Source organism: Mycolicibacterium arcueilense, from assembly GCF_058536225.1.
The window spans coordinates 141,133-154,054 of sequence record NZ_JBZTYL010000036.1; the positions used below are offsets into that span (position 1 = coordinate 141,133).

The window sequence follows — 12,922 nt, forward strand, 5'->3', positions numbered from 1 at the left end:
ACCACGGGCCACCATCGTCATCGGCCGCGGACGGCCGGCAGGATCAAGGTGTCGATGACATCGCGGACAAACTTCGAGTCGACGCTCTGACCGTTGACCACCCGCATCAGACCCATTCCGGTCAGCACATCGGCCACCAACGACCAGTCCCGGTCGGCGGCGACCTCGCCGCGAGCAACGGCCTGCGCCAGGATCGTCGTCATCACGCGGCGGCCCTTGAGCAGCATCAGATCTTCGAGCGCCGAGCCGAGGTGCGGGTCGTGGGTGGCCTCGACCGCCACCCTCAGCACCAGGTCGTACGAGAAGAGGTCGTTGTCACTGCGCGCGGTGCGCTGGACGATTTCGTCGAAATCGCCTTCCAGGCTTCCGGTGTCGGGCGCGTCGTCCTCCATCAGGTCCGGCTTCCAGTACACCAGCGCATCGGTGATCAACGCGGCCTTCGACGACCAGCGCCGGTAGATGGCCGCCTTACCGACACCGGCGCGCGCGGCGATGTCGTTCATATTGGTGTTGACGTAACCGTTTTCGGCCAACGCAGCCAACGCCGCATTGAGGATCGCCGGATCACGCGACCGATCAAGGCGGCCGTCGGTGCGCCGGCGCAGTCTCGACTCTGCGTCCGGCGTACTGCCACAGTCACTCACGACAATCATCTACTGGTCGGGATGGGCGCGGTGCTGTCGTCGCTCTCACTGGCCTTCTTGCGTTCGCGCTCAAGGCGCCCCTGCCGGGTGATCTCAAAGGTGTTGAGCGGCCACCAGAACCAGCGACCCAGCGCCGCCGCGATGGACGGTGTCATGAACGAGCGCACGATCAGCGTATCCACTACCAGGCCGATGCCGATCGTCATACCGAGTTGGCCGACCACCCGCAGATCCGACACGATCATCGACATCATGGTGAAGGCGAACACCAGGCCGGCCGCGGTGACGACACGGCCGGTGGCCCCGATCCCGCGGATGATCCCGGTATTGAGCCCGGCGTGGATCTCTTCCCTGAAGCGCGAGACCACCAACAGGTTGTAGTCCGAACCCACCGCCAGCAGGATCACCATCGACAGCGGGATCACGATCCACTGCACGCCCAGGCCCAGGATGTCCTGCCAGAGCAACACCGACAAGCCACACGCCGTTCCCAGAGAAGCGGCCACCGTGCCCACGATCACCATGGCGGCCACCACACTTCGGGTGATGATCAGCATGATGCTGAAAATGAGGATCATCGCCGCGATCACCACGATCATCAGATCGGTTACCACGCCATCCTGCATGTCGCTGTACATCGATGCCGTACCGGCGAGCGATACCTTCGCACTGGCCAGCGGGGTGCCCTTGAGCGCATCGGCGACAACACCTTTGAGGTCGCGGACATGTTCGATACCGTCCACCGAGGCCGGGTCGCCCTGGTGGGTGATGATCATTCGGACCGCCTTGCCGTCGGGCGACATGAACATCTTGACCGCACGGTTGAAGTCAGGGTTCTCGAACACATCCGGAGGCAGGTAGAACATGTCGTCGTTCTTGGCCTGATCGAAGTACAGGCCGATCTCCGTCGCCCCCTTCGCCGCCTCCTGTTGCGCGGCCTGGGTACCGGCCATGGTGCTGTGCGTCGCGATCATGAAGTCTCGCATCCGCTTCATCGTCCCGATGGTGTCCTGCAACACCGGCAACATCTGCGGCATCAGCTGATCCATGCGGTCCATGTCGACTGTCAGACCCTGCATTTCATCGGTCAATTTGTCGATGCCGTCGAGAGTGTCGAAGATCGACCGCATCGACTGGCACATCGGGATGTCGAAGCAGTGCGGCTCCCAGTAGAGGTAGTTGCGCAGCGGCCGGAAGAAATCGTCGAAATTGGCCAGGTTGTCCCGCATCTCCTTGGTCGCTTCCACCATGTCGTGGGTTCGACCCACCATGCTGTGGGTGGTTTCGGTGAGCTCCTTGGTGATGGCGTACATGCGTTCCATGCTGGCGACGGTCTTGCTCATCTCGTCGGCCTGTTCGAGCATCTGCGCCGAGTTGTCGTTGTTGAACTTGGCGGACTGCAGCGTGCTGGCGTTCTGCGCGCCGAGCAGGAACGGGATCGAGCTGTGCTCGATCGGGGCACCCAACGGGCGGGTGATGGTCTGCACCCGTTCGATTCCCCGCATGTGCATCACGTTCTTGGCGACCTTTTCGATCACCAGCATGTCCGAGGGGGTGCGCAGGTCATGATCCGCTTCTAGCATCAGCAGCTCGGGGTTCATCCGGGCTTGGGAGAAGTGCCGATCAGCAACGCCCATGGCCAGGTTCGCCGGCATATCGGCGGGGGTGAACTGCTTGTCGTTGTATTGCGGCACATAGGTCATCAGGGCGGCGAAGCCGATGACGGCGATCAGGCTGGTGACGAAGACGATGGGGATCGGCCAGCGAACCACCGACGTACCGATCTTGCGCCAACCCGGCGACGCGATCTTGTGCTTGGGATCGAGCAGGCCGAACTTCGACGCGATGGTCAGGACGGCAGGTGCCAACGTCAGTCCGGCGATGATGATCACCAGAACTGAGATGGCGCAGGGCAGACCCATGGTCTGGAAGTAGGGCAGCGTGGTCATGGTGAGGCACAGGCAGGCCCCGACGATCGTCAAACCGGAGCCGAGGATGACGTGCGATACGCCGCTGTAGGCGACGTAGAACGCGTCCTCGCGGTCCAGGCCTTTCGATCTCTCCTCGTGATATCGGCCGAGGAGGAATATCACATAATCGGTGCCTGCGGCCAGGGCCAGCATGGTCACCATGCTCACCGCGTACGGGGTCAGGCCGATGATGTTCAGGTAACCGGCGGCAGCCGTAACACCCTGTGCGGCAAATAGTTCCACAAGAATGACGACCATCGACACGAGCAGCGTCACGACGGAGCGGTACACCGCGAGCAGCATCACGATGATGACGCCGACCGACACCAACTCCATTTTCGCCATACTTTGATGGCCTGCCACGCTGGTATCGGCGTTGAGCACGCTGTTTCCGGCGACGTGGGCCGAGATACCCGGCGGAGCGGGCACCGAGGCCACGATGTCACGCACCGCGGCCACGGAGTCGTGGCTCTTGCTGGTGCCCTGGTCCCCGGCAAGGAAGATCTGCACATAAGCGGACTTGCCGTCCACACTCTGCGAACCCGCCGCGGTCATCGGATCGCTCCAGAAGTCTTGAACGTTCTGGACGTGCTCGGTATCGGCCTTCAGTTTCGCGACGATCTCGTCGTAGTACTTGTGCGCGGCCGCACCGACCGGTTCGTCGCTCTCCAGCACCACCATCGCTGAGGAATCCGAATCGTACTGCTGAAACACCTTGCCGATGTTCAGCATCGCCTTGTAGGAGTCCGAACTGGTGGGGCTCAGCGGCACGGACCGGGATGCGGCGACCTCATCGAGTGACGGGACAAGGGTTCCCAGGGCAACCGTGAGGAGTACCCAGAACACGACGATCGGCAGCGAAAAGATCCGGACCATGTGGCCCAGGAACGGGCGATGGGTCTTCGAGTGCGCGTTGCTCATACGGATTTCACCAAGCAGTAGATGAACGGTTTGAAGGTGTCGGTGCTCGCCCGGTCGTCACGGACGTCGTCGTCGACGGTCACCCGGCATCCGAGACCACTGACGTCGTCGTCACCCTGAGCCATGATGTTGGCCGACATGGACGGCAGCGTCGTCACGATCGTGAACGACCAGGGCAGCGGGGCGTTTTCGATGAGGTTGGGTTGACCGTATTCGTCGAGATAGTTGATGTTCGCCGTGCCCCCGGAACCGGTGATCTCGTACTTGATGTGCTTCGGATTGAAGTTCTCGGTGATTCCGGAGCCCTCCGCCAAGTTCGGTCCCTGTTTGTCGGTCTCCCGAATTCGAAGGATCGCGTAGGCGCCCAGGCCGACGACAACCACCAGCACAATCGGTATCCACGCTTTTTTGAGCAACCTGAACACCGTTGCGCCTCCCCGACTGTGACACTTGAAAATTAACCCAGACGGAACTCAGGTTCCGCCTAAGAGGATGCTGAGTACTGTACTCGAGTCAAGATCGGCTGACGACTCGGTGGCTACTCGGCCAGAAATCGCTCAAGCCCGGCAATCACGATGTCGAGGTTGAATTCGAAATCGTGGGCTGCCGCCGCATCCACGTCACGATCGGCCACCACACCGCTGAGCAGCGGGAAGTCTTTGGACGGCAGGTCTTTCAGGGCGCGGATCACCTCGGGCGTCTGATGATGCAGCCGCGATCCGGCCGAACCCAGCACATCATGCGCGGCGGACATCGCGAGCCCGGACACCAGCGTGAGTACCCGGCCCGCATCGTCAGTGGTGAAGCCCGCAGCGGTCAGGGCCCGTAACACCTGCTCGGCCAGCGCAAGGCTGGCCGCGCCGCCGGTCCCGCTCAGACGGAAACTCGTGGCCGTCACGCCGAGTTTGAGTACGCCCTGACGGATCGCGCGTGTGTGCGCCCGCAGGATCTCCTGCCAACTCGCGTTCTCGGGCAGCCTCACCGAGGCGAGCTCGGTCTCGAACAGGTCGGCCACAACGAGCTCGAGCAGACCGTCGCGGTCACCGACGTAGTAGTGCAACGTCGTGCGGTCGACCCCGAGCGCGTCGGCCACCGCCTGCATCGTCAACGTGCCCGGCGGCATAGCCCGTGCCGCGGCGACGATCTGCTGCTGGTCGATGCGCGGTGGACGGCCCCGGCGCGGCGTGTTTGCGGTGGCCACGCGGGCAGTCTAGTTGCCGAGCGGGCCGTCGTCGGGCGACTCTTCCCTTTTTCTCACGGTCGTGGAAAACTGCCGGAAACCGAGCAAGGGAGCCGCTGCCGTGTCACAAACTTCGCCATACCGGGTTGTCCAGTGGACGACGGGAAACGTCGGGAAGAGTTCGGTGGCGGCCATCGCCCGCAACCCGAACCTGGAACTGGTGGGCTGCTATGCGTGGTCGCCAGACAAGTCCGGAAAAGACGTCGGCGAGCTCGTCGGCATCGAGCCCCTCGGGGTCGCGGCCACCAATGACGTGCAGGCACTGCTGGCCCTCAAACCGGACGTCGTGGTCTACAACCCGATGTGGATCGACGTCGACGAACTCGTCGAAATCCTTTCCGCCGGCATCAATGTCGTGGCGACAGCCTCATTCATCACCGGACACAATCAGGGCGAGGGCCGCGACCGCATCGTCGAGGCCTGCCGCAAGGGCGGCTCGACGATGTTCGGATCGGGCATCAGCCCCGGCTACGTCAACCAGTTGGCCATCGTGGCCGCAGGCATCTGCGACCGGGTGGACAAGGTCACGGTCAACGAGGCCGCCGACACCACCTTCTACGATTCACCGGAAACCGAGAAGCCGGTCGGATTCGGCCAGCCCATCGACCATCCCGACCTCCAAGCGATGACCGCCCATGGCACCGGGGTGTTCGGCGAGGCGGTACGGATGATCGGTGACGCACTCGGTATCGAGTTCGACGAGGTTCGTTGCGACGCCGAATATGCCCAGACAACAGAGGATCTCGACCTCGGCTCGTGGACGATTCCGGCCGGCGGCGTCGCCGGCGTGTTCGTCAGCTGGAAGGGCATCATCGGCGATACCACCCGTGTCGAGCTCACCTTGCGCTGGCGCAAAGGCCAGACGTTGCAACCGGATTGGCAGATCGATCAGGACGGCTGGGTCATCGAGGTCGCGGGCCGTCCGACCGTGACGATGAAGGTCGGCTTCCTGCCGCCACCGGATTTCGAGGCCACCACCCTGGAGGAGTTCATGGTGCTCGGGCACATCATGACCGCCACTCCCCCGATCAACGCGATCCCCGCGGTGATCGACGCCGCGCCCGGCATCGTCACCTACAACGATCTTCCGTTGATCCTGCCGCGCGGTGTCGTCCCGACGGGCTAGGTCGTGTCTGTTAATTGCGGACGCGGTAGAAGGTGAAGACGGTGGTGGCGGATCCTCAGCCCTGGCCGTGCCCGTGCCGCCACAACACCATTCATATTGATTAGCCATGCTCTACTTCTAGGATTGCAGCCACATGCTGGCAGCAATCCTCGGCGTAGGCGCTTCCAGGGTTTGAATCAGCTGCGCCTGAGCCAACCACCGGCATGAGCATCTCAATTGACTCGAGCCGGCCGGCATCACCGCCGGCCGGCCGCGTCGTTTTGCGGTGGCGAAACCACCAGCTGCCACCGATGCAGGCTTACAGACTGTATTGAGCAGCATCGGATCTCTGACACTTTGCAGCACCTGAAGGCGTGCTCCTCACCACAGGATTGGTCCATCCGTCGAACGCAACCGACGGCATCGATCAACGACGATTGAGGAGACCGGAACCGTGGACTCGTTGCGCGCCAACCCCATTACGCCCGATATACAGGATCAGCAGGCCGGGGTTGTGGTACCCAGCCGGCTACTGGGAGTCAACGCGCTCAACGATCTGATGGGCGATGCCGTCGAGGTGAACCTCGACTGGACCGATGCCGCAGACGGACGGCTGAACTTTGCGCTCGCAGCCCTCGAGCCGGTGCCGCTGCGCCGGATGCTGCCCGCGCTGCAGAGCATGGACCTCGAGGTCCTGGAGGAACAGGCGGATACCTGGACCAGGCCGGACGGGCGGGTCTGCCACGTCTACCACCTGCTGTTGCAGCCCGGTCCCGACGTCGTCGACGCGGTGGCCCAGCCGCAGGACGACACCGTCGACCGCATCCGCGAGACCTTCCGAGCGATGTGGGCGGGCCGCGTCGAATCGGACGGATTCAATGCGCTGCTACTGCGGGCTGCCCTGAGCTGGCGACAGGTGACCGTGCTGCGCAGCTACAGCCGTTACCTTCGACAGCTGCCGATGCCCTACGGCCAGACGCGCATCCAACGGGTCCTGCTGGACAACCCGGCGGCCACCCGCGCACTGCTGGATCTGTTCGAGGCCCGGTTCGACCGCACCGAGCAGCCCGCGGACAGCCCCCACCGCATTTCCCGCATCGCAGAGGCCGAGCAGCAGGTGGCCACCGAGATCGATCAGGTGCTGCACATCGACGCCGACCGGATCCTGCGCGCGTACCACAATCTGATCAACGCCACGGTGCGCACCAACGCGTTCGCGCCCGATGCCCTCACGGTCTGGGCACCCTATCTGGTCCACAAACTCGATGCGCGGTCCGTCGACGAGCTGCCACAGCCACGTCCGCTTTCCGAAATCTTCGTGTACTCACCGGAATTCGAGGGCCTGCATCTTCGGTTCGGGCTGGTGGCCCGCGGCGGGCTCCGTTGGTCCGACCGCCACGACGACTACCGCACCGAGGTCCTGGGACTCGTGAAGGCACAGGCCGTCAAGAACGCGATGATCGTTCCGGTCGGAGCCAAGGGCGTATTCGTCGTCAAAGCCCGTGCCGCCGCGGGCCAATCACCCCGTGTTCAGGGGCTGCGGAGCTACCGGCAGTTCATCGCCGCACTGCTCGACGTGGTCGACAAGACCGCCCCGTCAGATTCCGAAGATCGGCCCCGCTTCGGCGGAGTGGTGTGCCACGACGGACCCGACCCGTACCTCGTGGTGGCCGCGGACAAGGGCACCGCCACATTCTCCGATTCCGCCAATGCGGTGGCGCTCGACCGCGGTTACTGGATGGGCGATGCCTTTGCCTCCGGCGGCTCCGCCGGTTACGACCACAAGGCGATGGGCATCACCGCTCGCGGCGCCTGGGTCAGCGGCGACACCCACCTCGCCGAACTCGGTATCGACTCGGCGACCGATGAGTTCACCGCTGTCGGCGTCGGCGATATGAGCGGGGACGTCTTCGGCAACGGCATGCTGCTGCGTCCCGGCCTGCGACTCGTGGCCGCATTCGATCACCGGCACATCTTCATCGACCCACAGCCCGACACCGTGCCGGCCCGCAAAGAACGCCAACGGCTGTTCGAACTGCCCCAGTCGTCGTGGGATGACTACGACCGTTCGGTGATCAGCCCGGGTGGCGGGGTGTGGCCGCGGACCGTGAAAACCATTGCCACCACACCGCAGATGCGTGCCGCGCTCGGCATCGACGACGACCAGACCCGGCTCACTCCCACCCAACTGATCAGCCATATCCTGCGCGCCCCGGTAGACCTGTTGTTCAACGGTGGAATCGGCACCTACATCAAGGCTCGCGACGAACAGCACTCCGATATCGCCGACAAGGTGAACGATCCGGTGCGGGTGGACGCCGAGGATGTCCGGGTCCAGGTGATCGTCGAGGGCGGCAACCTCGGGCTGTCCCAGCGCGCCCGCATCGCCTACGCCCGGCGAGGTGGCCTGGTGAACACCGATGCCATCGACAACGCGGCCGGAGTGGACTGCTCGGATCACGAGGTCAACATCAAGATCCTGCTCGACTCCGCCACCCGGTCCGGCCTGATCACGGGTAGCGCGCGCAACCGACTACTGGCCGATATGACCGACGAAGTGGCACAGCTGGTCCTGGCCAACAACCAGGCGCACAATCGTCTGCTCAGCGATGCCCGCTCGAACGCCACCCAGATGGTCGACGTGCACGCCCGGATGACGGCGGACCTGGAGACCCGACGAGGGCTACACCGATCCCGCGAAAACATGCCCAGTCCAGAGGAATTCGCTGACCTGGCCAAGGACGGTCGCGGCCTTGCCGCGCCACAACTGGCCACCTTGATGGCGCACGTGAAACTCGACCTCAAGGCTGACCTGCTCGCCGGCGAGATGTTCGACGACCCGTACTTCGTCGCGCTGCTGACCCGGTACTTCCCACCGACGTTGCGGCGCCAACTCGGCGAGCCACTGCCCGAGCATCCGCTCCGTCGGGAGATCATCGCCACCTCGATCGTCAACCGCGTGCTGGCCACCTCAGGGCTGACCTTCGCATTCCGGCTCTCCGAGGAGACCGGCGCGGCCCCAGCCGATATCGTGCGGGCCCATGCCGTCGTGTCCGAGGTTTTCGACCTCGACACACTCTGGTCCGATATCTATGCCGCCGACCTCTCACCTGCGCTGACGAATGCGATGGTCATCGAGGGCAGGCGCCTTCTCGACCGAGCCGCCCGCTGGTTCCTGCTCAACCGGCCGCAGCCGCTCGAAATCGACACCGAGACCACCCGATTCAGCAATCAGCTGGCGATGCTGCACGGGCAACTGGGATCGATGCTGCGAGGCCAGGAGCGTGCCACCGTCTTGACGGCGCACGACGACCTGGTGGCGCGCGGCGTACCAGGCAACATCGCCCACCGGATCAGCGAATCCCTCTATGCGTTCAGCCTTCTGGACATCATCGAGGTCGCTCATGTCCACGGAGAGGACGCGGCCCAACTGGCCAGGATCTACTTCGAACTGTCGGACCGGCTAGGGGTGGATCGGCTACTGCTGGCGGTGTCGTCGCTTCCGCGGGGTGGCCGCTGGCATGCCCAGGCCCGGCTGGCCCTTCGGGAAGACCTCTACCGCTCATTGCGCGATCTCACGATCGACGTCACCAAGCACGGGCTCGAGGGCGATAAGGCCGCATGCAGCATCCGCGACTTCGAGGCCTACAACCGGCCGCGCCTGGACCGGGCCAAACGCACGCTGGACGAGTTCCTCGACTCCGCTGAGCCCGACCTGGCGGTGTTGTCGGTGGCGTCGGCCCAGCTGCGCCGGCTCCATCGATGAACTCGTAACCAACCCACCGAAAACCTCATCCGGCGGCCGATTCCGCGGTTAGCATCCAGCCAATCGCGGGATCGGCGCACCAGGGGGGAACACGTGGCGTACTTAGGATGGGTGGGCGCCGGCGTGCTGACCGCCGGAGTGTCGGCGGCGCTGCTAGCCGGTGCCGGCACAGCCAACGCCGAGGCCGACTCTCCAAGCGATTCGCATCCCGGTCCGAAGACGTCGTCCAGCAGTGCAAAGCCGGTCCGCTCCGCGTCCGCCGGTAATCGACGTGTCACACCGCACCTCAAGCGGGCCGATCATCCGGCCCGTTCCGCGGCACCTCGTGTGCGTCGCACCGTCGAGCGGGAAGTCGTCGGGAAGGACGCCGTCGGGACGGCAGAGGCAGCTACCAAGCAGACACCGCTTCGCCCGCTGTCGACGCAGCGCAGCGCGGTACGCAAACAGCTGCGTGAGCGCCTGGCACCGCTGACCGCCGACCTGGTGCAACACGACAAACCAGCCAGCGACGTGCGTAATAGGCTGACCGCGATTTCTCAAGTGCCGAAAACGATTTCAGCTACCGCACCGAGCGGATTCGGCATGACTGCGTCGTCGCCCGCACAACTCCCCGATCTGATCCAATCCGGCTTGCAGTCGGTGGTCACCGCTGTCGGGTCCGCGTTGTTCGACGCGGTCGGCGGAGTGATCCAAGCCGTCGACGGACCACCGACCGTGCCGCCCGGGCTTCGGGATTCGGTCGAGGTGAGCAAGTCGACGCTGGTGGTCTCGCCCGGCAACGAGGTTCCCGCCGACTGGTACTTCCCGACGCACGGTCAGCCGGACCGGCTGATCTACCTCCAGCACGGATTCATCGCCACCGGACCGATGTACAGCTACACCGCGTCCTATCTGGCCGACCGCACCAACAGCGTCGTCGTGGTAACCACCGTGACGTCCAACCCGTACACCCCCGGCGGCATGTGGCTCGGTGGGGACAACATGCACAAAGCGGTCGCCGAGCTCTTTCTCGACCCGGATCGAAAAGCCTTGAACGCCAGTATGGCTACCGCATCATTGAAGGCCGGCCAGGAAAGCTTCACCGTTCCACAGCGATTCGTGCTCGTCGGCCATTCACTCGGCGGTGGCTTCGCGCCCGGGGTGGCCGGCTACTACGCCGAGGGGTTGGTCGCCCGCCGCGCCGAAGGACAGGATGCCCCCAACGACTTTGCCGGCGTGGTGCTGCTGGACGGGGTTCCCCCCTCGGGCAGTCTGCCGGCTGCGATGGACCGCCTCCATCGGCTCGAGGCCAGCAATGGCAACGACCCTGCCGACTATGTGCCGGTCTATGAGCTCGGTGCGCCGCTGAACGCGTTCAACTCCACCAGCAAGGTGAACGACGAGCTCTCGGCGGCCAGACCTGGGACGTTCGTCGGGGTCGTCGTCAACGGTGGTGTCCATATGGATTCCATGCTGGGCGGTAACCCACTGATCCAGGCGGCGGCCTATCTGGTGGCGGGCATTCCGCAGCCGCAGAACCCGCCCGCAGTGCAATTGTTGATGGCCGGATGGGTCAACGACATGTTCGAGGGCAACATCGATCCGGCCACGGGCCGGTGCCTGAGTGACTGCAACGGCACATACGGCGACGCGGGTCAGACCGTCGACATCGATGCCGGGACAGGCAGTGCCACCGCCGTCGTCATCGACTCGGGAACGCTGCCCGGCGAATCCGACTGGAGTGCACTCGGGTTCGTCCCGGTCGACGCGTCGTTTATTCCCCGCTCGGTGCTGTCACGGTGGGTGTAGCGCTCACCGGGAAATTGACCGAGTTGGCGATGAAGCACATCCGGTGGGCTTCGTGATGAAGCTCGGTGGCCTCGCCGACCCGGTGCCCGTCGGTGATGGTGACCTGCGGCCGTAGCGTGACATCGGTGAAAACGCCACTGCCCTCGGCGTTCTCGCTCATCGTGCCGTCCGGCCGGTCACTATAGTCAGTGACGACGATGCCCGCCTTGGCGCACAGCGCCAGGTACCACAGCATGTGGCACTGCGACAGGCTGACCACGAGCAGCTCCTCGGGGTTCCAGCGCTGAGGGTCTCCCCGGAAGGCCGGATCGGCGCTACCCAGGATCACCGGCTTGCCGGGCGTCTCGACGCCGGTCACGTCGTGGTCACGTGCGTAGTCGCGGTAGCCGCTGGTGCCCGAACCCGTGTTGCCGGTCCAGGTCACCTCGACCTCGTATCGATGCGTCCGGTTGGCCATGCGCGTGACGGTACCAATCGAGTACGTCAGGACGATTTCCACTATTGACACATTGGCACAGATTGCTAGCCTTTGTGCCATGTCTATTGGCAGTGTGGCCGAACAGGACGTAGTGCGGCCGAACGTACTGGCAGATTTCCGCAGGCACTCGGGCAGCATCCTGGGAGGCGCCTTCGGTGCAGCAGCCTTCGACGAGGTGGCCCTGGTCCCGGTGGCCGCGGCCGTCGATCGCAGCGGCCGGTTCGAGCGCAACTTTCTCGATCGCGGGGTGCGCAGCGGATTCTCGGCATTTCTGGCGATCTGGGGCGACGCGACAGACCGGGAGGCGGAGGGGCGCCGGCTGCAGACCATGCACCGCGACGTCCGTGGACACGGCAAGGACGACTTCGCCGAGGTCCGCTACAGCGCCCTGAACCCCCAGCTGTGGAACTGGATTGCGATCAGCGGCATCTTCGTGGTCCTGCATTCGTTCACCCCGGCAACCGGTATCACGATGAATGCAGCCGAGCAGGAGGCGGCCTACGGTCAACTGCTCGAAGCGTTCCGCTCCATCGAACTGCCTGGCGCATCGGCGAAGCTGCCGGAAACCTATGCCGACGCGGCTCGCTATTACGACGACATGGTGGAAAACCAGTTGCAGGGCAATCCATTCCTGAGCCGAGTGACGGCTGGCCTGACCCAGCTGCCGCTGCCGACCCTGCTGTTGCCCACCCCACTGCGATTGGCGCTGACCCCGTCTTGGATGGCGGTGCGACCGATCGCCGGCCGCGTGATCAAGGTGTGCTCATTCGGCATCATGCATCCGGGGATCCGGGAGATGACGGGGTTCCGCTGGCAGCCCCGCCATGAGCGGGAGTTCGCGGTCTACACCCGATTGCTTCAGCTGGCCTGGCGGACGCTGCCCGACCGGCTCCTGCTGGTGCCCCTGGCCTACAACCGACTGCAGTACGAGAAGCTGGTGCGCCTGCACCGATCGGTGGCACTGGATTCGTTCGCGCCGCTGGGATGCCCGGCGGCAGGCTGACACACTG

At 64.4% G+C, this 12,922-nt stretch carries 9 protein-coding genes; 4 read left to right on the forward strand and 5 right to left on the reverse strand.

Annotated elements, in window-relative coordinates; translation table 11 throughout:
• Nucleotides 1-17: 17 nt before the first annotated feature.
• From AC4LGL_RS31145 to AC4LGL_RS31160, 4 genes are all read right to left on the reverse strand, one after another.
• On the reverse strand, nucleotides 18-644 hold the full coding sequence (locus tag AC4LGL_RS31145) for a TetR/AcrR family transcriptional regulator (RefSeq protein ID WP_491842124.1): 627 nt from the start codon (nucleotides 642-644) through the stop codon (nucleotides 18-20).
• Between the two features lie 5 nt (nucleotides 645-649).
• Nucleotides 650-3,535, reverse strand: a complete 2,886-nt coding sequence (locus AC4LGL_RS31150) for an MMPL/RND family transporter (protein ID WP_491842125.1) — start codon at nucleotides 3,533-3,535, stop codon at nucleotides 650-652.
• Nucleotides 3,532-3,960, reverse strand: a complete 429-nt coding sequence (locus AC4LGL_RS31155) for an MmpS family transport accessory protein (RefSeq protein ID WP_491842126.1) — start codon at nucleotides 3,958-3,960, stop codon at nucleotides 3,532-3,534. The genes AC4LGL_RS31150 and AC4LGL_RS31155 overlap by 4 nt, the downstream gene beginning before the upstream one ends.
• Before the next feature lie 113 nt (nucleotides 3,961-4,073).
• Nucleotides 4,074-4,736 (reverse strand): TetR/AcrR family transcriptional regulator C-terminal domain-containing protein, encoded by a 663-nt coding sequence (locus AC4LGL_RS31160; protein WP_491842127.1) that lies wholly within the window; start codon nucleotides 4,734-4,736, stop codon nucleotides 4,074-4,076.
• Between the two features lie 100 nt (nucleotides 4,737-4,836).
• On the opposite strand from AC4LGL_RS31160, the gene AC4LGL_RS31165 reads away from it, so the two are divergent.
• The 3 genes from AC4LGL_RS31165 (at nucleotide 4,837) to AC4LGL_RS31175 (ending at nucleotide 11,434) form a co-directional block, all read left to right on the forward strand.
• Nucleotides 4,837-5,901: an NAD(P)H-dependent amine dehydrogenase family protein gene (locus tag AC4LGL_RS31165; protein ID WP_491842128.1), complete on the forward strand. Its 1,065-nt coding sequence runs from the start codon at nucleotides 4,837-4,839 to the stop codon at nucleotides 5,899-5,901.
• Between the two features lie 538 nt (nucleotides 5,902-6,439).
• On the forward strand, nucleotides 6,440-9,646 hold the full coding sequence (locus tag AC4LGL_RS31170; protein ID WP_491842203.1) for an NAD-glutamate dehydrogenase domain-containing protein: 3,207 nt from the start codon (nucleotides 6,440-6,442) through the stop codon (nucleotides 9,644-9,646).
• 93 nt (nucleotides 9,647-9,739) lie between these two features.
• The gene (locus AC4LGL_RS31175) at nucleotides 9,740-11,434 is read left to right on the forward strand and encodes an alpha/beta hydrolase (protein ID WP_491842129.1); all 1,695 of its coding nucleotides are present in this window, start codon (nucleotides 9,740-9,742) and stop codon (nucleotides 11,432-11,434) included.
• Here the strand turns inward: AC4LGL_RS31175 and AC4LGL_RS31180 are convergent.
• Nucleotides 11,400-11,891, reverse strand: a complete 492-nt coding sequence (locus AC4LGL_RS31180; protein ID WP_491842130.1) for an OsmC family protein — start codon at nucleotides 11,889-11,891, stop codon at nucleotides 11,400-11,402. The two genes, AC4LGL_RS31175 and AC4LGL_RS31180, sit on opposite strands and share 35 nt — an antisense overlap.
• Before the next feature lie 79 nt (nucleotides 11,892-11,970).
• Between AC4LGL_RS31180 and AC4LGL_RS31185 the strand changes: the two genes are divergently transcribed.
• A complete protein-coding gene (locus AC4LGL_RS31185) occupies nucleotides 11,971-12,915 on the forward strand; it encodes an oxygenase MpaB family protein (RefSeq protein WP_491842131.1) in 945 nt (314 codons plus the stop codon).
• Nucleotides 12,916-12,922 lie beyond the last annotated feature (7 nt).

Bases quoted from the DNA above. Each gene is read 5' to 3' on its own strand.
- AC4LGL_RS31180 (WP_491842130.1), bottom strand. From the start codon at position 11,891: ATGGCCAACCGGACGCATCGATACGAGGTCGAGGTGACCTGGACCGGC.
- AC4LGL_RS31185 (WP_491842131.1), top strand. From the start codon at position 11,971: ATGTCTATTGGCAGTGTGGCCGAACAGGACGTAGTGCGGCCGAACGTA.
- AC4LGL_RS31170 (WP_491842203.1), top strand. From the start codon at position 6,440: ATGGGCGATGCCGTCGAGGTGAACCTCGACTGGACCGATGCCGCAGAC.
- AC4LGL_RS31150 (WP_491842125.1), bottom strand. From the start codon at position 3,535: ATGAGCAACGCGCACTCGAAGACCCATCGCCCGTTCCTGGGCCACATG.